Source organism: Agromyces protaetiae (genome assembly GCF_004135405.1).
GTDB classification, from domain to species: Bacteria; Actinomycetota; Actinomycetes; order Actinomycetales; family Microbacteriaceae; genus Agromyces; species Agromyces protaetiae.
This window is the reverse complement of the sequence record NZ_CP035491.1, coordinates 1,416,690-1,436,708: the sequence shown is the minus strand read 5'-3', so window position 1 is coordinate 1,436,708 and position 20,019 is coordinate 1,416,690. Positions and strand designations below refer to the sequence as shown.

The window sequence follows — 20,019 nt, the reverse complement described above, 5'->3', positions numbered from 1 at the left end:
TTCGACCGCCTCGCGCGCGACCTCGTCGAAGATCCGTCGCGCCTCGGCGGCGTCGAGGCCGCCGATCGTCGCGGTGACAGGACCTGTCACGGTGTGGAGCCGCAGGGTCGCGAGGCGGAGCATCCGTCTGATCGGCCCGACCTGGAGCGCCACCGACTGCAGGCGCGCGAGCGGCACGAGCACGAGGCTGCGGAGCAGCGCCCCGCTCCGGAGCGCCGCGACGCCGCCGCGCGACGCCCACCCGATGCGGCGCCACTGGAACGGGTGCAGCCATGCCGCGCGCCGCGGCGCGGCGAGGAACCCGGCCACGTCGCCCTTGCCCGTGAGCCCCGCCTCGAGCGCCTCGCCGAGAGCCGCCTCGGCCCCGGGCAGCAGGAGTTCGACGACCCGCCGCACGTCGTCGGCGGTGCCGACCGGCAGCACGAGCGTGCGCTGCTGCGCCTCGCTGCCCGCCGAGAGCGACTGCCCCGCGAGGTTCACGCGCACGCTCCACCAGCCGAACGGCCGCCAGAGCAGCCACTGCGTGATGCCGACGGCGTGCACGCGCCCCGGCGGGATCGTGTGGTTCGCCGTCGACAGCAGGCCGTGCCCGATCCGCACGCCGTCGGGCGTCGGCGCGATCGAGTACCGCAGGGACTTGGTGATGCGCGACCACGCGTAGCTCACGGCGCCGATCGTCGCGGGGATGAACGTGAAGAGGATCCACCACTGGTGCGACACGATGCCAAAGACGAGCACTCCGACGAGGATCAGCACCCACACGATCGTGCCGCCGAGCAGGGTCGAGCCGATCACGCGCCCGAGCGTCAGATGCACGACCGACTCGGGCGGCGCGAGGTCGGGGTCGAGCTCGGGCGCGAGGAACTCCTCGACGCGCCGGTTGACGATCGCGCCGACGGCGGCGCGGGTGCCGTCGGTTCCGTTGGCCGCGATGCCGGATGCCTCGCCCGCCGCGATTTCGGATGCCTCGCCCGAGACATCCGGCCCCGAGACATCCGCCGCCTTCGCTGCCTTCTCGGCGCGCACGCCCGACGCGAGCCGCAGGATGTCGGCCCGGAGCCCGTCGGCGAGCGCCGACTTCAAGTACGCGAGCCGCACGTCGCCCGACTGCCCGGCGACCGAGACCTCGAGCTTCGCGGCGCCGAACAGGCGTGCGAAGAGCGGACGCGACACGTTGATGCCCTGGATGCGGTCGAGCCGGGCGCTGCGATGCGAGCGGAAGAGGATGCCGCTGCGCACCTCGACGGCGTCGGGCGTCACACGGAACGAGTTCATTCGCCACGACAGCCAGAACCCGAAGATGATCGCGAGCACCACGACGACGACGCCCGCGAACGCCCAGCCGACGAGCCCGTTCTGCACGATGCCGCCGATGGGGTCGTTCGCCCAGTCGCCCTGCCACCGCCGTGCGGCGTCGTCGAACCCGCCGAGCTCGTCGGGCGCGAAGATCGGGATGACGAGTTCGACGAGCCGCTCGCGCAGGTTCGCGATGACGAAACCGATGATCGCGACGAGGGCTAAGCCGCCGCGCAGGAGCGGGCTCGCGGGGTGCAGCCGGTGCCACTCGCCGTCGGCGAGGCCCGTCGTCGTGCGCGGCGGCGTGGGCGCGGGGGCCGTGCCGTTCGCTGCCGGGCCCGGCTCGCTCACAGTCCCGCCCGGCGGGTCTCGGCGAGGGCGACGAGCTCGTCGCGCAGACGGTCGGCCTCGGCCTCGGGGAGGCCCGGCACCGTCACCGCCGTCGCGGCCGCGGCGGTCACGAACTTGAGGTCGGCGAGCCCGAGCCATCGCGCGATCGGCCCGCGCGTGATGTCGACGAGCTGCATGCGCCCGTACGGCACCGCGACCTGCCGCTGGAACATGATGCCGCGTTTGAACACGAGGTCGTCTTCGCGCAGACGGTAGGCGATCGACCGCACGCGGCGCGGCTCGAACGCGAGCGACGCGAGCGAGATCGCGCCTGCGCCGATCGCGACCCACAGCGCCCACGGCTGGTGCCAGATGAAATGCACGGCGAGGAACGCGCCGACGAGCACCGCCGTGCCGATGAGGCCGCCGACGACCTCGACGACGAGGTACTTCGGCGAGACGCGGCGCCAGTCGGCGTCGACGTGGGCGAGCGGGGCGGATGCCTCGGGCTGCGCCCCTGCCGCGACCTCGGGCTGCTCGGGCTGCTCGAACTCGTCAGGCGTGGACACGGTGCTCCTTCTCGGCTTCGGGATCGTCGGGCGGCAGGGTGCAGAACCATTCGGCGACGAGCCCGCCCGCGAGCAGCAGTGCGGCGCCGATCGCCGTCGCGAGCGCGAGCCACACCTTGTCGGGGCTCGCGACGACGGCGCGCGTCACGAGGAAGAGCGCGATGCCGAGCCCGAGCCCGAGCACGAGCGCCCCGGCGAGGCTCGACGCCTTGGCGAGCACCGCGACCCGCATCGCGCGGAACGGGTCGATCTGCCGCTTGACCTCGCTCTTCACGGCCCGCCGGATGGGCCACGCGAGCGCGACGACGAGCACGCCGACGCCGACGAGGGTGATAGGCAGCGAGAGCGGCGGCACGATGGCCGCGGACCCGGACGCGACGAGCAGCAGTTCGCCGAGGTAGCCGATCACGGCGCCCGCGAGCGCCCACAGCACGACCGAGGAGGGTGCGGTGCGCTTCATCGCCGCGTCACCTCGTCGGCGGCCTTCGCGCGGAGCGCGGCGATGGGCCCGAACCCGGCGAGCTCTGCGGCCGGCTCGAGGTCGAGCCAGGGCTGCAGCACGAACGCGCGCTCGTGCGCTCGCGGGTGCGGCAGCACGAGGCGCTCGTCGGCGACGACGCGCCCGTCGTAGTCGATGAGGTCGAGGTCGAGGGTGCGGTCGCCCCAGTGCTCGGTGCGCACGCGCCCGTGTGCGGCCTCGAGGTCGAGCAGCAGGTCGAGGAGTGCGAGCGGCTCGAGCACGGTCTCGACGGCGAGGACGCCGTTGAGGTAGCCGGGCGCGTCGGGATCGGCGCCGTCGACCTTGATCGCGACGGATTCGTAGACGGGAGAGACGGCCGTGAGCCGCACGCCCACGGCGTCGGCGAGCGCACGCGCGGCCGACGCGATCGTCTGCTCGCGGTCGCCGAGGTTCGCCCCGAAGGCGATGATCGCGCGGCTCACTCGCGACCCCGCACGATCGTGACGGCGACGTCTGCGAACGGCACCGTGATGGGCGCGTCGGGCTTGTGCACGGTGACTTCGACCTCGGATGCCGCGGCGAACCCGAGCGCGGTCTGCGCGACCCGCTCGGCGACGGTCTCGATGAGGTCGACGGGGTCGCGCTCGACGGCGACGACGACGGCCTCGGCGAGTTCGCCGTAGTGGACGGTCTGCGCGAGGTCGTCACCCGAGGCTGCGGCGTGCGCGTCGAGGAACACGGTCACATCGACGACGAAGACCTGGCCCTGCTCGCGCTCGAACTCGAACACGCCGTGGTGCGCGAACACGCGCAGCCCAGTGAGGGTGATGCGATCGCGCCGGTCAGCCACGGCTTCCACTCTGCCATGCACCGACGACGTCGAGCGCGAGCCGCGTCGAGACGACGTCGTGCACGCGCACGGCCCATGCGCCGGCCTGCGCCGACAGGGCGCTCACGACGGCCGTGGGCAGATCGCGCGCCTCGACCGGAGCGCCGTCGGACAGGAGCGCGCCGATGAAGCGCTTGCGCGAAGCCCCCACGAGCACGGGGAAGCCCAGTTCGTGCAGCACGTCGAGTCGGCGCAGCAACTCCCAGTTCTGCGCCCCGCGCTTGGCGAACCCGAGCCCCGGGTCGAGGATGACCTGCTCGGGCGCGACCCCAGCCGCGACAAGCGCGTCGACGCGGGCCGCGAGCTCGTCGCGCACCTCGCGCGCGACGTCGGCGTACTCGGCGAGCGAGTCCATGGCGTCGGAGTGTCCGCGCCAGTGCATCGCGACGTAGCGCGCGCCCGTCGCCGCGACGATCTCGGCCATCGCCGCGTCGGCGAGGCCCGCCGACACGTCGTTGACGATCTCGGCGCCGGCCTCGACGGCGGCTTCGGCGGTCGCCGCGCGCATGGTGTCGACGCTCACCCGGATGCCTTGTGCCGCGAGCTCTCGGATGACGGGCACGACCCTCCGCAGCTCTTCGTCGGGCTCGACGCGCGCCGCGCCCGGCCGGGTCGACTCGCCGCCGACGTCGACGAGGTCGGCGCCCTGCGCGACGAGTTCGACGCCGTGCGCGATCGCCTGGTCGGCGTCGAACCACTTGCCGCCGTCGCTGAACGAGTCGGGCGTGACGTTCACGACGCCCATGACGAGCGGCCGAGAACCGTCAGCCATTCGAGACATCCGCCGTGCCCGAGACATCCCCGACGCCCGCGACATCCGGCAGCGCGGCGGCGCGCGCCGCCGCGACGGGCGCCTGCGAGCCCTCGCCCGCGCGCTCGGCCGGCACCGCGCCGATGAGGGCGATGATCTCGGCGCGCGCGGCGGGCTCGGCGAGCGCGCCGCGGCTCGAGATCGTGATCGTCGAACTGCGGTCTTGCCGCGACCCGCGCGTCGTGACGCAGCGGTGCTGGGCGTCGAGCACGACGAGGACACCCCGCGGATCGAGCCCGGCGACGAGCGCGTCGGCGATCTCCTCGGTCAGGCGCTCTTGCAGTTGGGGACGCCGTGAGAGCGTCTCGACGACGGCCGGGATGCGCCCGAGTCCCACGACCCGGTCGCCCGGGAGATAGGCGACGTGCGCCGTGCCGACGAACGGCAGCAGGTGGTGCTCGCACACCGACCGGAACGCGAGGTCTCGCAGCACGACCGCGTCGCTCGTCGCGGGCGCGCCGTCTTCGTTCTCGCCGATCGGCACCGCGTCGCGGAGGTGGCTCAGGGGGTCGACCGCGAGCCCGCCGAAGAAGTCGGCGTACGCCTCGGCGACGCGCTGCGGCGTACGCTGCAGCCCCTCGCGGTCGGGATCCTCGCCGATGGCGAGGAGGATCTCGTGCACGGCCCGCTCGATGCGGGCGACATCCACGTCGGCCACAGGGCCCCCTTCGGGTCGGTCGATCGGACTAGGCGGTCGCGGGCCTCGGGGGCTGCCACGGCTTCGCCGCGGCGGGCTTCTCCTCGACGGGGGTGTCGCCTGAGTCGACGCCGCCGTCGACGGCGCCCTGGTCGATCGGCATCTTCTCGTGCGGGAAGCTGATCGGCGGCAGGTCGCTCACGGGGCGCTTGTCGCTCGAGAGCCACAGCGGGCGCTCGGGGAGCTTCTTCACGTCCTTGAAGATCTCGGCGATCTGGTTGTGGTCGAGCGTCTCGTGCTCGAGCAGTTCGGCCGCGAGCTTGTCGAGGATGTCGCGGTTGTCGTTGAGCACCTGCCACGCCTCGTCGTGCGCCTGCTCGATGAGCGTGCGCACCTCGGCGTCGACCTTCTCGGCGATCTCTTCGGAATAGTCGCGCTGGTGGCCCATGTCGCGGCCGAGGAAGACCTCTCCCTGGCTCTGACCGAGCTTGACGGCGCCGACGTTGGCCGACATGCCGTACTCGGTGACCATCTTGCGGGCCGTCGAGGTGGCCTTCTCGATGTCGTTCGACGCGCCCGTCGACGGGTCGTGGAACACGATCTCTTCGGCGACACGGCCGCCCATCGCGTACGTGAGCTGGTCGAGCAGCTCGTTGCGCGTGACCGAGTACTTGTCTTCGAGCGGGAGCACCATCGTGTAGCCGAGGGCGCGACCGCGCGGGAGGATCGTGATCTTCGTCACGGGGTCGGTGTAGTTCATCGCCGCCGCAGCGAGGGCGTGGCCGCCCTCGTGGTACGCGGTGATGAGCTTCTCCTTGTCTTTCATGACGCGCGAGCGGCGCTGCGGGCCCGCGATCACGCGGTCGACGGCCTCGTCGAGGGCGCGATTGTCGATGAGCTGCGCGTTCGAGCGCGCCGTGAGGAGCGCGGCCTCGTTGAGGACGTTCGCGAGGTCGGCGCCCGTGAAGCCGGGCGTCTTGCGGGCGAGCACCTCGAGGTCGACGCCCTTCGCGAGCGGCTTGCCCTTCGAGTGGACCTCGAGGATCTTCTGACGGCCCTTGAGGTCGGGCGCGTCGACGCCGATCTGGCGGTCGAAGCGGCCGGGGCGCAGGAGCGCGGGGTCGAGGATGTCGGGGCGGTTCGTCGCCGCGATGAGGATGACGTTGGTCTTCGGGTCGAAGCCGTCCATCTCGACGAGGAGCTGGTTGAGCGTCTGCTCGCGCTCGTCGTGCCCGCCGCCGAGGCCCGCGCCGCGGTGACGGCCGACGGCGTCGATCTCGTCGACGAAGATGATCGCCGGCGCGTTCTGCTTGGCCTGGTCGAAGAGGTCGCGCACGCGGCTCGCGCCGACACCGACGAACATCTCGACGAAGTCGGAGCCCGAGATCGAGTAGAACGGCACGCCCGCCTCGCCCGCGACGGCGCGCGCGAGGAGCGTCTTGCCCGTGCCGGGAGGGCCGTAGAGCAGCACACCCTTGGGGATGCGCGCGCCGACGGCCTGGAACTTGGCGGGATCCTTCAGGAAGTCCTTGATCTCGTGGAGTTCTTCGATGGCCTCGTCGGCGCCGGCGACGTCGTCGAAGGTGACCTTGGGACTTTCTTTCGAGACGAGCTTCGCGCGCGACTTGCCGAACTGCATGACACGGTTGCCGCCGCCCTGCATGCCCGAGAGCATGATCCAGAAGAAGACGCCGATGAGCAGGAGCGGCAGGAGGATGCCGAGCATCGAGAGGAACCAGTTGGGCTGGGGCACCTCGTCGTTGAAGCCGTCGGCGGGCTTGGCGTCGTTGACGGCCGCGATGACGTCGGCCCCGCGCGGGGTGATGTAGTAGAACTGCACGCGGTCGCCGAGCTTCTCGTCGGGCTTCGCGAGCGTCAGGTCGACCCGGTTCTCGCCGTCGACGATCTTCACGGCGGCGACCTTGCCGTCGTTCAGGAGATCGAGACCCTCCTGCGTGGAGACCTGCTTGAAGCCCGACGCCGTGATCAGGCTCGACCCGATCCAGACGGCCACGATGGCGAGCAGGATGTAGATGACCGGCCCGCGCAGGATCTTCTTCATGTTCATGATTGTGCAAGGCTACCGTCGCGCACCCGGGCGGCGGCTGTCTGTTCGCTGTGGGCTGTGCAGGGAGTTCAGCTGTACACGTGCGGCGCGAGCACCGCGACATCCCTGAGGTTCCGGTACTTCTCGGCGTAGTCGAGGCCGTACCCGACGACGAACTGGTTCGGGATCTCGAACCCGACGTACTTGACGTCGACCTCGACCTTGGCCGCGTCGGGCTTGCGGAGGAGCGCGCAGATCTCGACCGACGCTGCGCCGCGTGTCTCGAGGTTCTCGCGCAGCCAGCTGAGCGTGAGGCCGGAGTCGATGATGTCCTCGGCGATGAGCACGTGTCGACCCGTGACGTCGGTGTCGAGGTCTTTCAGGATGCGCACGACACCCGTCGACTTCGTGCCTGCGCCGTAGCTCGAGACGGCCATCCAGTCCATCTCGATGTGGGCGCGAAGTTCGCGGGCAAGGTCGGCCATGACCATGACGGCGCCCTTGAGCACGCCGACGAGGAGGATCGGCCGGCCTTCGTAGTCGGCTTCGATCTGTCTCGCGAGTTCGGCGAGCTTCGCGTGGATCTCGGCTTCGGTGATGAGCACTTCGGTGAGGTCTGCCTCGATCTCGCGCGCGTCCATCCCTGCTCCTTCTCTCCAAGGCGATCGGATGTCCCGAGCCTACGCGGTGGGCACGTCGCTCCGACAGCGCCGGCGGTCGGCGGAACTCAGTGATCGTGCGGCAGCACCTCGGTCGACCCCGTCGTCGAGAGGACGATGTGCGCTCCGGCCCGCGTGGCGCGGATGCCCCGGGGCAGGTCGATCGGCCCCTGCCCGTGCCAGTCCGTGACGAGCCGGGCGACCTCGAGGGTCTGCACGCGGCTGAGCGACACCCCGAACTCGCTCAGGACGACGTGCCGGATCACCCGCTGCCGGATCGCCGCGGGGTTGGCGGCGAGCCATCCGGCGCTCACGGCGATGCCCGCCTCGGCGGGCGCGCACACCTCCTCGATGAACTCGTCGATCTGGTCGTCGAACGCCTGCTCGTCTTCGCGGAGCTGCTCGGCGGTGCGCGCGAGCGCCTCGGCGATGCCGGGGCCGAGTTCTTGCTCGAGCACGGGCAGCACGCGGTCGCGCACGCGCACGCGCGTGTATGCGGGGTCGACGTTGTGCGGGTCGTCCCACGGGTCGAGGCCCGCGTCGAGGCACGCCTGGCGGGTCGTGGCGCGGCGGATGCCGAGGAGCGGGCGGGCATACCGGCCGCTCAGCGGGGCCATGCCCGCGAGACTCGCGGCACCCGATCCGCGCGCGAGCCCGAGCAGCACGGTCTCGGCCTGGTCGTCGAGCGTGTGGCCGAGGAGCACGAGGGCGGCTCCGGTCTCGTCGGCGGCCGCGTCGAGCGCGGCGTAGCGCGCAGCGCGGGCGGATGACTCGGGGCCGCCGTCTCCCCCGTCTGCGGCGTTCACGACCGAGACCCGACGCACGAGCACGGGGTCGAGCCCGAGCTCGCGCGCGGCGCCCGCCGCACGTTCGGCGACCTCGGCCGATGCATCCTGCAGTCCGTGGTCGACGACCACCGCACCCGCCCGGATGCCCGCCCGGGGCGCCTCGAACGCCGTCGCCGCGGCGAGCGCGAGCGAGTCGGGGCCGCCCGACAGGGCGACGAGCACGACCGCGCCCGATGGGGTGTCGGCGAGCGCCCCGCGCACGGCGCGGCGGACGTCGGCGATCGGCGGAGTCAGCCGCGGGCGGCGTGCACTCGTGGCATCCGCCGAAGCATCCGAATCGTCTGAAAGCGCGCGAGGAGGCATCAAGTAAGGTTATTGCGCCGATGGCGCGCTCGTTCCGGGCGGCCGGCAAGACTTCCGATTCATCCGATTAGGAGCACCGACATGGGCGAGTACGCCGCCATCATCGAGATCCCCAAGGGGAGCCGCAACAAGTACGAGGTCGACCACGAGACCGGTCGGGTCTTCCTCGACCGCGTGCTCTACACGGGCTTCGTCTACCCGACCGACTACGGCTTCTTCGAGAACACCCTCGGCGACGACGGCGACCCGCTCGACGTGCTCGTGCTGCTCGAGTACCCGCTGTTCCCGGGCGTGGGCGTGAAGGTGCGCCCCGTGGGCGTCTTCCACATGACCGACGACGGCGGCGGCGACGCCAAGGTCCTCGCGGTGCCCGCGGGCGACCCCCGCTGGAACTGGATCCAGGACGTCGACGACATCCCCGAGTTCACGCGCAAGGAGATCGAGCACTTCTTCGAGCACTACAAAGACCTCGAGCCCGGCAAGTGGGTCAAGACCGAAGGTTGGGCGAACGCAGCCGAGGCCGAGGCGCTCATCGCGAAGGCGATCGAGGCGTACGTGCCCGCCGGTCACTGACCGCAGCATCCGCTCTCGTGCGAAGGGCGTCTCCCGTGGGGAGGCGCCCTTCGTCGTTCCCGCCCGCGACCTCCCGCCCCTCCCCTCGCTTCCTCGCCCTGGCCCGCCCCGGCGCCACCCGACCATCGACTCCGCTCGGACCCTGCGGCGATGTCGCGCAAATGGTCGTTTCGGCAGCGGAATGACGACCATTTGCGCGACTTCACGGCCCGGGGTGGGCGGGAGGGAGGGCGAGACCGTGGCAGCCGCGTCAGGACGCCGGGCGCGCGGCGGCCGAAGGCGAGCCCCAGATCGGCCAGATGCGCACGGGCTTGCCGTAGTCGGGCGCCTCGAGGATCTGCCCGCCGCCGAGGTAGATCGCGACGTGGTAGTAGTCGCCGCCCCCGCCCCAGAAGAGCAGGTCGCCGCGTTGGATGTCTCGGAGCGACACCGCTTTTCCGCGGTTCGCGAGCGTGCGGTACTGGTTCGTCGCCGAGTGGGTGCCGATCGAGATGCCCGCGTAGCCGTACGCCTTGAGGGTGAGGCCCGAGCAGTCCCACACGTCGGGGCCGGCGCCGCCGAGCGAGTAGGGCTTTCCGAGCTGCTGACTCGCGTACCAGATGGCGGTCTCGACGGCGCCCGCATCGGGCGGGGCGGGCGCGGGATTCGGCGAGGCGCCGCCGCCGCTCCCGCCGCCGTTGCCGTTGCCGCCGTTGTTCGCGTGGCTCGCCGCCTCTTCGGCCGCGAGGCGATCGGCTTCGGCCTTGCGCGCCGCCGCCTCGGCGGCCTCTTGCGCGATCCCGGCGTCGCGCTCGCGCTCGAGCTCGGCGGTCGTGTCTTTGAGTGCGGCGAGCTGCGCGTAGAGCTCTTGCGACCGCTGCTCCTGCTCGGACACCGCGGCGAGTGCCGCGTCTGCGGCCTGGCGCGCGACATCCGCCTGCTCTTCGGCCGCCTTCGCGAGCCGCTCGCGCTCGGCCTTCGCCCGCTCCGCCTGCGCGCGCAGCGACTCGGCGGTGTTGCGGTCGGCGGTCGCGCGGTCGGCGATCGACTTCGACTGCTCGCCGATCTTCGACGCCAGGCCGAGCTGCTTCAGCAGGCCGTCGGCGTCGCCCGAGAACGCAAGTTCGGCGCCGAGGTCGGTCCCGGCGGTCTTCGCGAGGTGCGCCGCGATGAGGCCCGCACGCATGCGCGACAGCTCGGCGACGGCGTCGGCCTCGTCGGCTTTCTTCGCGAGCCGCTCTTCGCGGTCGGCGGCCTCGTCGCGGGCGATGACGGTGTTGCGGTACTTCTCGGCGGCGATGGCGGATGTCTCGACCGCGGCATCCGCCGTCTGTCGCAACTGTGCGAGCAGGTCGCCGAGCTTCGCGATCTCGGCCTGCTTGGTCTGCTCGTTCTGCTTGGCCTGCTCGATGTCGGACCACGACGGGTAGTCGGCGGCGAGCGCCGGGCCGCCGACGACCGTGACCGATGCCGTGACGGCGCCGATCGCGACCGTGGAGAAGACCGTCGCGGGCTTCACCCGTGAGACGGGACGCGTGCGGTTCTCAGCCATGGTCGGTACTTCCTTGCTTTCGGAACGGTTGCTTTCGAAGCGTTCGGAACGCTCAGAACTGGATGCCTCGGTCGGCCATGAACGTGATCGGGTTGATGCGGCCGCCGCCCGACCACACCTCGAAGTGCAGGTGGCAGCCCGTCGAGACGCCCGTCGTGCCCGACGAGGCGATGTTCTGCCCCGCGTCGACCCACTGGCCGACGCCGACGAAGGTGCCGCCGTCGCGGATGTGGGCGTAGCCCGTCCAGATGCCGCCGCCGTGGTCGATCTGCACGTAGTTGCCGTAGGTGCCCGAGCGGCCCGCGAAGCGGACGATGCCGCTGTTGGCCGCATAGATGGGCGCGGAGCATCCGGTGCCGAGGTCGACCGCGTAGTGGAACGTGTTGGAGCAGCCGCCGCCCGTGCAGATCGCGCCGCGCGCGCCGTATCCGCCCGTGATCCGGCCGGCGGCCGGGCGTGCCCACCCCGACGGCATGACCGCGCCGGGTGAACCCGACCGCATGGCCTCTTCCATGCGCTTGCGCTCTTCCTCCTTGCGGATGCGCTCGCCCTCTTCGTAAGCCGCCGCCGTCTTCGCCTCGGTGTCGCGCAGGAACGCCAGCTGCTGATCGAGCTCGATCTTCTTCGCCTGCGACTCGGCGAGCGCGGCCTCGGCCGCCGCCTGCGCCTCGAGGGCGGCTTGCAGGGCGTCTTCGGCGGCGATCTTCAGCCGGTCGCGCTCGCCGCGCGCGAGCTCGGCCTGCTGCCCGAGCGACTTGGCCGTGTTGAGGTCTTGGTTCGCGCGCTGGTAGATCGCCGACGTGCGCTCGACCATCTTGTCCATGCTGCCGAGCTTCGCGAGGAACGCGTCGGTCTTCGTCGCGTCGCCCGAGTCGAACATGAGGTTCACGCCGAGGTTGTTCGTGCCCTGGCGGAAGAGCTGCGCGGCCACCTGCCCCGCGTTGCGCTTCGCCGAATCGGCCTCGGAGGCCGCCGCGTCGGCCTTCGCCTGGATCGCGTCGGCCTTGCGCACCGCGTCGTCGTAGCGCTGTTGCGCCTCCATGAGCAGGTCGGTGCGACGCTCGGCCTCGGCCTGCGCCGCCTGCACCTCGGCCTCGAGCTGTGCGAGGAGCGCGATGATCTGGTCGACGGCCTTCGCCGCCGCGGCCGTGTTCGCCTTCGCCGCCTGCAGCTCGTCCCACGTCGGATACGTCGCCGCGAACGCCGGCGACACCGGCTGCGCGATCGGCAGCGCGAACGCGAGGGCCGCGATCGCGACGGCGGCCATGGCACGACGGATGCCCCGGGGTCTCACCCGTCGGTCTCTGCTGGTTCGGTCCATGGTTCCCCGTCCACGCAGGGTGCACCCCCGCGCCGTCGTCTGTCGGGCGATCAGTTGCCACGATAGGCACGGTGCGCGGCGGATTCGGGCATTCGTTCCGCGCGTGGCGCGAACCGGGCGGATGCCTCGGAGCCGGTGTTCTTCGCGGGCACTTCCGCGTGTTTCCGCGCCGCAGCGGCCCGCCGCGAGGCATCCGTCACGCCCGTTTTGGAATCTTGCGTCAGACCACGTATGCTTTCTTCTCGGCGGTCATGCCCCAGGCAAGACCCCCGGCCCCATCGTTTAGTGGCCTAGGACACCGCCCTTTCACGGCGGCAGCACGGGTTCGAATCCCGTTGGGGTCACCACGAAGGTCCACTACAATTGAATAGCTTCACCAGTGCGAAAGCACTTTCGAGGCCCTGTAGCGCAGTTGGTTAGCGTGCCGCCCTGTCACGGCGGAGGTCGCGGGTTCAAGTCCCGTCAGGGTCGCTCAGGCGACAAGCCCTTTCCCTTTCGAGAGAAGGGGCTTTCGCCTTATCGAGGCTCCTTTTCGGATGCTTCGAGGCTCTGTAGCTCAGTTGGTAGAGCGTTCGACTGAAAATCGAAAGGTCACCGGATCGATGCCGGTCGGAGCCACCTTTCAAAAGTCCCGATAATCCGCGGTTTTTGCGGGGGACTCACCCCCTCGAAGTCGACCATTCGATTGGCCATAGTACGCAGTGAGCGCCGCTCCCCCGCGGCGAGCGGAATCGCGACGCGTGTCGGCGTAGCGTTGCGTTGTGGCGAGGTCGGAGTGACCCATGATCGCCTGAACGTCGGTCGCCGGGACGTTGGCGAAGAACAGGTTCGTTGCCGCCGTGTGTCGCAGGTCGTGCCAGTGCAGCGCCGGTTCACCGGGTGGGAAGGTCTTCACCCGCTCGCGGACCCGAGGCCAGTCGAGCGCGCGCGAGAGGTTGCCCGACGAGAGGAAGCCCCCGCGCGGCCCGGTGAATAGGTAGTCGTGCTCCCCCTTGCCCTCCATCGCCGCGAGCAGTTCGGGCACGAACGGTTCCGGGATCGGCACGTCCCGCACGCGACGGCCCTTCGTCGGCCCGACGACGATTTCTCCACGGCTCCCCGGTGAGGCGGTGCGCTGCACACGGATCGTCAGGCCCTCGAGGTCGACGTCGCCGACGCGCAAGCCCGCGACCTCGCCGAACCGGCAGCCGGTGTAAAGCAAGGCAATCACGAACCGCCGGTAGCAGCCCTCGCGCGGAAGCACTTCGAACAGTCGGTCGACCTCGCGCCGGCTCAGCGCACGCGAGGTGGGATCGTGGGCCTGCCGGCGACGGTACTCGACCCCGACGCACGGGTTCGCAGCGATTAGCCGCGCCTTCATCGCTGCACGGCAGAGCGCCGAGAGCATCGCCACGGCATCTTTCCGCGTCGATACGGAACCCGACCATGACGCGAACGCGAGTTCCACGTCGAATGCGGTGACCTCCGCCAGCTCACGCACGCCGAACGTCGGCGCGACCCGCAGCCGCCATGCGACGAGATACCCGCGCGAGGTGCCGTCCGACAGCAGCGACGCGACCGCAGGCCACAATCGCTCGAACGCCTCGTTGACCGTTACCACGGACAGCCCAACACTTGAGGCATATTTAGTCTCATATCGCGAGACTAATCGCTACCTCCGACTAGTCGCAAGAGTTGAGACTAATCCTTCTGTGCGTTCTTCACTTTCTCGGCGAGACCGACCGCGAACTCGGCCGGATCGATGGTGACACCCGGAAACTCCGACACGTCCGGATGCTCACCGAACGCTTGGCGGAAGAGCGCGATTCGCTTGTACATCTGCGCCCTGCTGATACCGAGCGCCCGTTGAGTGCCCTCGAAGCCCCCGCAGGCCTGCCACATGAACCAGAAGCCCATGAGGTCGAGCACGCGCGCACCCGTTTGCCCGCGCAGCATCTCCCGCAGTTCAGGGAACGCCCCGAAGATGCGCTTGTTGATGGCCTTGTTCGCCTTGAAGTAAGCAGTCCAAGCCGCTTCGAGCGCATTCTTCGCACGCCCTTCGCCCTCAGGCGACGGCATGCGCTCCCCACGAAAGTCCGCCACAACAACACCGTCCGCTAGTCCGACACTTTGCGACTACAGCCTAGGGCGGAGTACCGACGAAACGGCCTCCCGAAATCTTCTACACAGGATCAAGCGCGCGCTGCGCGCGCGATGAGGACACGTTGCGCAACGAATTGCAGAACGTTGATGTCGGCGCTCAAGGCGTCGGCCTCCCGAGTCCCTGGAAGCAGCACTTCGTCATACCCGCCCCCATCCTGCTTGGAGTGAACGATGCGACACCGAATCGCATAGATCCTGTCGGCGAGCTGATCTCGAATATCGTCCGCGCCGTTCTCGAATCGAACCGACTTGACCCCGCGTATCGACTGCTTCTTCGCCGTCAGTGCCTCTAGCCGATCCTGATCGGCTTCGACATACTCTCGTAGGTCGGCCTCGCCGACACAACTTCGAATCGTTGTGCGAAGCTGCTCTCGCTCGGACTGTTGCCCTCTACCTTGCGCTGCCAGGCTGATGAGCTTCCCGACTTGCTTGTCATCATTCGGGTTGAACCTCGGGTGTTTCAACGTCGAGCGCACGTCGTTCATCGTTTGCTCCCTCGCAAAGAACGGGAAGAAGTACTCCACCGCTTGGTAATAGGCCAAGAACTCGAGCAACGGTAGCCCGTCCGCTTCGCGCCCATAGTGATAGAGCCGTAGTGGTTCGAGAGCGTAGTCGTTTCGAGGGAACGCAACGGAGTCATGGGCTGACACCTCCCGCGCCTCGCGTCGCAGTCTCCGCCGACGCGGAATGCGAAACCGGGCGCCGAAGACCACATCGAGGTCGAACGCTAGGCGGTTGGCATACTTCTCAAGCGCCTCAAGGGATTCGTCATGGGAAGCGGAGGGGACACCTCGAATCTGGAGGGTCTCTCGAGCCGGTAGAAGCGCTTGACCCAGGTCGGATGGCGTGCCGAAGGCCAGAACAACCGTCGAGCTGGGGTCAGGGATCTCTAGGTGCCACGGAGCGTCTCTTCTACCAAAGAGCAGCTCTTCTTCGTCCGAGGTCGGCTCACCGTCTTCTCGAATAACCCCCGGTAGCGAACTAAGTCGAACCACAGACGCCCGCGTCGGCGGAATGGCCGCCTCGATCGTCCCCGCCGCGTCAATGAACGCGGCGTACTCGTCAAGAAATCGGACCTTCTCGAAGGCATGGGCGAGGAGCGCAGGAAAGTAGCGTTCTTCTACGCCTACGGCCCGTGTGCCTCGCCCCGCCGGGAACTCAATAATCGCGAGAAACTCCTCGTACGGTTCACCTTCGTACCGACGTCGAAACGTAACGTCGAGACCGGCATCGATGCAGCGAGTCTGAAGCTCAGTTGCTTCCTCGCTGAGACCATCGTCGGGCGTTCGCGCCGCAATTTCTTCATCCGTCACGAAGCTGACCATATCGACGAACTGTCCTCGCCCGTGTGGAACGCCGCGCGGCAGACCTGCCGCCCTCCGCGCTCCGCGCTCCGGTTGCCATCGACAAGACGCCGACCAGAGCCGCGCAAGACGCCAGCGCAGTCGGCTCAGGGCCGGAAGTTGCCACGCCGGGGTGCTCGCCGTCCTCCGTCCGGCTCCGCACCCCCGCCGTGTCGGCTCCCCGCATCCCTCAACCGACACCGCAGGTCACCGGCGAGGATACGCGCAGGCCGAGCACAGCTCGCGCCCGAACGCATCACGAACGAGAGTCGCCACGTTGCCCCATTCATCCGCCTCCCAGATCGGGCAGCCGCACACGTCGCACGCCCGATGCCCCAGCGCGGCGCACGTCTCACAATCAGGTGCCGCCATCACACTCACCCCCTTTCACACCTACGGCACCGCAGCGCCGCGGGCGACCATCTCGCCGCGCGCCCGCTCCGCGATGCCGTCCAACGCCTCCGGCACCGTCGTGACCGGTTCAGACGGCATCGGTGACGTCTCCGCCGCGTGAGCCTCGAACCACTCGCGCCGGAGCCGCCGCTGAACCGTCCGCGTCAAGCCGGTGAACGACCACCCTGAGCGACGCGACGTGCGCCGCGAGGCGCTCACCACATGTGAGCGCGCACCGAGCCGGTCATGAACGCGGCTCCGACAGCCCGGCTTGCAGTCGCGCGAGCACCGCATCTCGCGCGCCGCCCGGTCGAGGCGGGCGATGTGTGCCCACACCGCAGGGTGTGCGCTCTCGCCGTCCTCAACCACGTCCTTCATCACGTAGTTGAGCGCCTTCGAGAGGTACCAGATCGTGCGCGCGCCGTCCCCGTTCGCACGGAACGCCTCGCAATCCGCCTGCTGACCCCACTCGACCACGGCACCATCGACCTTCGACCACGCGACCGCCGAGCGCGCCGCCTCGCGCAGCACGTCGGCATCTGGTGCCTCAGCCCGCGCGATCCTCACGAGCGCGTGCAGGTGCAACACGCCGCGATCCTGCCACTCCCGGACGACGAAGTACTCCGCCGACTCCCAGCGGTCACGCACCCGCCGTCGAGTGCGATCCCACAGCAGCCCCGTATCCCGATTCCACGCCACTTGCGCCGCGTAGTCGTACGTCGACGGTTCGAGCGGCACGCCACGCAACCCGGCATCGTCCGCTGAGTGGGTCACGCCGCACCCGCAACGCTGAACGCGCGCACCGTGCTCACGCGGCACGCGATGCACGCGCCCGAACGACGGAGCCGTCAGCGTCAAGAGATAGAACCGGTACTCCTCAACCGGGCCATCGAACACGCCCGAGCGCGCAATCGCTGCCCAGTCTCCTCGGTACAACTCGGCGCAGGACTCGCACCGGCTCTTGACGCGGGAGCCGCACCGCACCCACACGCCCGAGACCGTCTTGATGGGTCGGGCGCAGCCACGCGCGACCACTTCGGCACGGTCGGAATCGGTTGCCGCCATAGGCCAGCCGCAACCGCGAAATCAGGACTGAAAATCGAAAGGTCACCGGATCGATGCCGGTCGGAGCCACCAGTGAAACCCCCGGGAGACCGGGGGTTTTTTCGCTTCTGCGGGTCATTCCGCGGGGGCAGCCCTCCCCTAGAATCTGCGTATGTCGCCGACCGCGATGCTCATCGCCGGGATCCTCCAGATCGGGATTGGCCTGGTCATCGTCGTCATTCGGCGCCCCGTCGCCGACTGGCTGGCGACGAGTGTCCCATCACTCGATGTCGCTTGGTTCCGTGTTCGCGGAGAGCTCTTGTTGGGATTCGCCGGACTCTGCGGCTGCGTCTCAGGGGTGGCGTTCGTCGTACTGGCAGCGCTCACGCTCTCATCGGGATAGTCAGGCAAACACCCGCCATCGGGACCGTCAGCAGCAGGGCACTCCCCTGCTCGCCCCGCGCTGCCGCCTCGGCGAATGGACGCAGGGTGTCGATCAGCGGAAGATCCCTCGACTTGTGGCTCTTCGGCATCTGCTCGACCAGCTCGCCGCGCATGCCCGGGCGCAGCGACCGGTTGACACGGATGACGCCGCGCCCGAAGTCGATGTCGCCGACGCGTAGCGCGGTCGCCTCCCCCGCGCTCATGCCTGTGTAGACGAGGGCGGCGAAGTAGCGACGGTAGACGCCGTCGGGAATGAGGCCGAGAAGCGTGCCGATCTGCTCGAGTGTGAGCGCGCGCGACACCGGCGAGATCGACTCGCGCATGCTCGGCTGCTTCACCTCAAGTCGATGAACCGCGAATGCCGGGCGCCGTCGAGCGGCCGCGAGAGCACCGCGAGCGCGTCGTTTGCTCACCGAACGCCTGGCGGAAGAGCACGATTCGCTTGTACATCTGTGCGCTGCTGATGCAGAGCGCCTGCTGAGTGCCATCAAAGCCTCCGCAGGCCTGCCACATGAACCAGAAGCCCATGAGGTCGAGCACGCGCGCGCTCGTTTGCCCGCGCAGTTCAGGAAATGCCCCGAAAGATGCGCTTGTTGATAGCCTTGTTCGCCTTGAAGTAGGTAGTCCAAGCCGCCTCAAGCGCACTCTTCGCACGCCATTCGCCCTCAGGCGACGGCATGCGCTCCCCACGAAAGCCCGCCACAACGACACCGTCCGCTAGTCCGACACTTTGCGACTACAACCTTTGACCGAGTACCGTCACCGCCCCAGGTGGTAGCCTCCGATCCAAGACCAGATTCGGGAGTTACGGCATCACCGCTCCCGCGATCCAATCGCTGTGCATGAGGTCTCTTGTATCCATGCCTGCGATTGGGACCCTGTGGCCTGCACGAAGATCCGCTATCCCTCCCCCTCTGCGGCGTACGCGGCGATGTGCCGTATTCAAAGGAACCGACGTGACGGAGCAAAGCACGAGCGAGCCGTCTACCCGTGCGCGGAGTGTGGGTCGTTCCATCTCACATCGAGGAAGCCCAGCAAGAGCAATCGATGGACTCCGAACGGGGCAGGATCACACTCCGCGAGGTGAATGCGATACGGTCGCGGAGGCCCGCGTCCGGCACAGCCAGCACTCGGTTCGGTGCGTCGAATCGGCAAGCGATCAGGCAGGAGAAATGGCGTATCGAATTCCGTCGGGTAGTCGCACAGGACCATCGTCGTCGACTACAGCCCCTTTCAGATCGATGGTTCCTTCCTCAATTCTCGCTTGAAGAGTGATCGCGTCGCGGTGGTAGGCATCGGCCCACGTGCTGGCAAGGATGTAGGCCTTTCCGTTCCCCACGACCGACATTCCTTCGCAGTTCGCTTCGGTGGATGGCCCGACGAAAGCCATCAGACCGACGAACCCCTCGATGCTGACCCCGAATGCATCCAACCTGGCACTGTCGTTCAGTCTTGTGTTGAGGACCATCGAGCCGCCACTACGGACGCTCACTCCGCCCAGGAACAGTAGTGACTCGTTGTCCAATGTCGCGCTGAGGTCAAGTCTTCCGCCGGCGGCGATCGTGGCTGTCACGAGGTTGAGCATTCCGCCGCCGTGGAGGACTGCATTCGGAATGTCCACCCAGAAGTCGATGTACGCGCTCTCAAGGTCGATCAGGAAGTTGCCCCATGGGCTGGCGTAGCCGTCGCCGGAGGCCTTCAGATGCCGCGCGATTACGCTATAGCCGACCTTACGTACTTCGATCTCGTTTGGCGGGGTTCGCTCCGCACCGTCAGAAAGAGGAGCGCGGAGGTAACTGCAGATGACGTTAATGCAGACTTGCACCTCGTCTCGACGACGACGACCTGCCCAATCATCGGCTAGCGCTCCCAAGCTATAGAGAGCAGCGGAACGCTTGATAGGTTCGGTCGCGCTTAGAAGGTCAACGGCGGTCACAAACCGCGACCGCAACTCTCGATCAGTATCGAGAATTCGTTGTAGTTCTGCTTCGTCGCGTCTTGCGCGTTCCTTCTCCTTCTCGTGGTCAAGCCGAGCACGGTCGCGCTCAGCTCCCTCCAGCTCTTCACGATGACGCAGGATGCTCAAGGTCACCCCGACAGAGGCGATGATTCCGCCCAAGCCAAGAAGGACCACTTGGGCGGCTCCCCCGAGCGCAGCGTTTCGCTCCTCCGTACTGCTACTCGGCAGCCAATTCTGCAGGAGCAGCGAAGGCGCAAACAGGAGAAGGATGCCACCCACAACGATGAAGCAAGACGCGGACGCAACAACTACCACGGAAGAGCGTCGCCAACGCCCCGCCATTTTGACCCGGCTCGGCTCGTCGGACGGAATCATGGTTCGGAGCCTAGTGACGAGCAGCCATGCTGCACGGCATTTCA

General features: G+C 68.7%; 20 protein-coding genes, 3 tRNA genes and 1 pseudogene. 5 read left to right on the top strand and 19 right to left on the bottom strand.

Features of this window, described 5'->3' with window-relative positions:
• Positions 1-84 precede the first annotated feature (84 nt).
• The 10 genes and pseudogenes from ET445_RS06720 to tilS all read right to left on the bottom strand — a co-directional run.
• Positions 85-1,275 (bottom strand): annotated as a pseudogene (locus ET445_RS06720) (PH domain-containing protein); the annotation flags it as partial.
• Positions 1,276-1,643: 368 nt separating this feature from the next.
• Positions 1,644-2,195 carry a PH domain-containing protein gene (locus ET445_RS06715; protein ID WP_129190000.1) on the bottom strand — a complete coding sequence of 184 codons (552 nt, stop codon included), beginning with the start codon at positions 2,193-2,195 and terminating at the stop codon, positions 1,644-1,646.
• On the bottom strand, positions 2,182-2,655 hold the full coding sequence (locus ET445_RS06710) for a DUF3180 family protein (RefSeq protein ID WP_129189998.1): 474 nt from the start codon (positions 2,653-2,655) through the stop codon (positions 2,182-2,184). The genes ET445_RS06715 and ET445_RS06710 overlap by 14 nt, the downstream gene beginning before the upstream one ends.
• Positions 2,652-3,137 carry a 2-amino-4-hydroxy-6-hydroxymethyldihydropteridine diphosphokinase gene (folK, locus tag ET445_RS06705; protein ID WP_129189996.1) on the bottom strand — a complete coding sequence of 162 codons (486 nt, stop codon included), beginning with the start codon at positions 3,135-3,137 and terminating at the stop codon, positions 2,652-2,654. Before folK ends, ET445_RS06710 begins: the two co-directional genes overlap by 4 nt.
• Positions 3,134-3,505, bottom strand: coding sequence for a dihydroneopterin aldolase (gene folB / locus ET445_RS06700; protein ID WP_208008565.1), 372 nt, complete (start codon positions 3,503-3,505; stop codon positions 3,134-3,136). The genes folK and folB overlap by 4 nt, the downstream gene beginning before the upstream one ends.
• The gene (gene folP / locus ET445_RS06695; RefSeq protein WP_129189992.1) at positions 3,498-4,316 is read right to left on the bottom strand and encodes a dihydropteroate synthase; all 819 of its coding nucleotides are present in this window, start codon (positions 4,314-4,316) and stop codon (positions 3,498-3,500) included. The genes folB and folP overlap by 8 nt, the downstream gene beginning before the upstream one ends.
• The gene (gene folE / locus ET445_RS06690) at positions 4,309-5,013 is read right to left on the bottom strand and encodes a GTP cyclohydrolase I (protein ID WP_129189990.1); all 705 of its coding nucleotides are present in this window, start codon (positions 5,011-5,013) and stop codon (positions 4,309-4,311) included. Before folE ends, folP begins: the two co-directional genes overlap by 8 nt.
• 28 nt (positions 5,014-5,041) lie before the next feature.
• Positions 5,042-7,060 (bottom strand): ATP-dependent zinc metalloprotease FtsH, encoded by a 2,019-nt coding sequence (ftsH, locus tag ET445_RS06685; RefSeq protein WP_129189988.1) that lies wholly within the window; start codon positions 7,058-7,060, stop codon positions 5,042-5,044.
• 68 nt (positions 7,061-7,128) lie between these two features.
• The gene (hpt, locus tag ET445_RS06680) at positions 7,129-7,680 is read right to left on the bottom strand and encodes a hypoxanthine phosphoribosyltransferase (protein ID WP_129189986.1); all 552 of its coding nucleotides are present in this window, start codon (positions 7,678-7,680) and stop codon (positions 7,129-7,131) included.
• Positions 7,681-7,766: 86 nt separating this feature from the next.
• Positions 7,767-8,849, bottom strand: a complete 1,083-nt coding sequence (gene tilS, locus ET445_RS06675; RefSeq protein ID WP_129189984.1) for a tRNA lysidine(34) synthetase TilS — start codon at positions 8,847-8,849, stop codon at positions 7,767-7,769.
• Between the two features lie 81 nt (positions 8,850-8,930).
• Between tilS and ppa the strand changes: the two genes are divergently transcribed.
• On the top strand, positions 8,931-9,422 hold the full coding sequence (gene ppa / locus ET445_RS06670) for an inorganic diphosphatase (RefSeq protein ID WP_129189982.1): 492 nt from the start codon (positions 8,931-8,933) through the stop codon (positions 9,420-9,422).
• Positions 9,423-9,672: 250 nt separating this feature from the next.
• Here the strand turns inward: ppa and ET445_RS06665 are convergent, their stop codons facing one another.
• Positions 9,673-10,953, bottom strand: coding sequence for a C40 family peptidase (locus ET445_RS06665; protein WP_129189980.1), 1,281 nt, complete (start codon positions 10,951-10,953; stop codon positions 9,673-9,675).
• 52 nt (positions 10,954-11,005) lie between these two features.
• On the bottom strand, positions 11,006-12,220 hold the full coding sequence (locus ET445_RS06660) for a M23 family metallopeptidase (protein WP_129189978.1): 1,215 nt from the start codon (positions 12,218-12,220) through the stop codon (positions 11,006-11,008).
• Positions 12,221-12,545: 325 nt separating this feature from the next.
• Here ET445_RS06660 and ET445_RS06655 point away from each other — a divergent pair.
• From ET445_RS06655 to ET445_RS06645, 3 genes are all read left to right on the top strand, one after another.
• Positions 12,546-12,621: transfer RNA gene (locus ET445_RS06655), tRNA-Glu, on the top strand.
• Between the two features lie 50 nt (positions 12,622-12,671).
• Positions 12,672-12,745, top strand: a tRNA-Asp gene (locus ET445_RS06650).
• A 74-nt stretch (positions 12,746-12,819) separates the two neighbouring features.
• Positions 12,820-12,892: transfer RNA gene (locus tag ET445_RS06645), tRNA-Phe, on the top strand.
• 4 nt (positions 12,893-12,896) lie between these two features.
• Here the strand turns inward: ET445_RS06645 and ET445_RS06640 are convergent.
• The 4 genes from ET445_RS06640 to ET445_RS06625 all read right to left on the bottom strand — a co-directional run bounded on the left by ET445_RS06640 (position 12,897) and on the right by ET445_RS06625 (position 17,217).
• Complete coding sequence (locus tag ET445_RS06640; RefSeq protein ID WP_129189976.1) at positions 12,897-13,874, bottom strand: tyrosine-type recombinase/integrase; 978 nt, start codon at positions 13,872-13,874, stop codon at positions 12,897-12,899.
• Between the two features lie 80 nt (positions 13,875-13,954).
• Positions 13,955-14,356 (bottom strand): hypothetical protein, encoded by a 402-nt coding sequence (locus tag ET445_RS06635; protein WP_129189974.1) that lies wholly within the window; start codon positions 14,354-14,356, stop codon positions 13,955-13,957.
• Between the two features lie 89 nt (positions 14,357-14,445).
• Entirely contained in the window at positions 14,446-15,729 is a 1,284-nt protein-coding gene (locus ET445_RS06630) for a hypothetical protein (RefSeq protein ID WP_129189972.1), read from the bottom strand.
• A gap of 423 nt (positions 15,730-16,152) precedes the next feature.
• The gene (locus tag ET445_RS06625; protein ID WP_129189970.1) at positions 16,153-17,217 is read right to left on the bottom strand and encodes a replication initiator; all 1,065 of its coding nucleotides are present in this window, start codon (positions 17,215-17,217) and stop codon (positions 16,153-16,155) included.
• Between the two features lie 151 nt (positions 17,218-17,368).
• On the opposite strand from ET445_RS06625, the gene ET445_RS06620 reads away from it, so the two are divergent.
• The gene (locus tag ET445_RS06620) at positions 17,369-17,599 is read left to right on the top strand and encodes a hypothetical protein (RefSeq protein ID WP_129189968.1); all 231 of its coding nucleotides are present in this window, start codon (positions 17,369-17,371) and stop codon (positions 17,597-17,599) included.
• On the opposite strand, the gene ET445_RS06615 is transcribed toward ET445_RS06620, so the two are convergent.
• The 3 genes from ET445_RS06615 to ET445_RS06610 all read right to left on the bottom strand — a co-directional run bounded on the left by ET445_RS06615 (position 17,580) and on the right by ET445_RS06610 (position 19,975).
• Positions 17,580-17,963: a site-specific integrase gene (locus ET445_RS06615; protein ID WP_165314318.1), complete on the bottom strand. Its 384-nt coding sequence runs from the start codon at positions 17,961-17,963 to the stop codon at positions 17,580-17,582. The two genes, ET445_RS06620 and ET445_RS06615, sit on opposite strands and share 20 nt — an antisense overlap.
• Positions 17,964-17,979: 16 nt before the next feature.
• Positions 17,980-18,180: a hypothetical protein gene (locus ET445_RS17160; protein WP_165314317.1), complete on the bottom strand. Its 201-nt coding sequence runs from the start codon at positions 18,178-18,180 to the stop codon at positions 17,980-17,982.
• Positions 18,181-18,799: 619 nt separating this feature from the next.
• The gene (locus ET445_RS06610) at positions 18,800-19,975 is read right to left on the bottom strand and encodes a hypothetical protein (RefSeq protein ID WP_129189964.1); all 1,176 of its coding nucleotides are present in this window, start codon (positions 19,973-19,975) and stop codon (positions 18,800-18,802) included.
• Positions 19,976-20,019 lie beyond the last annotated feature (44 nt).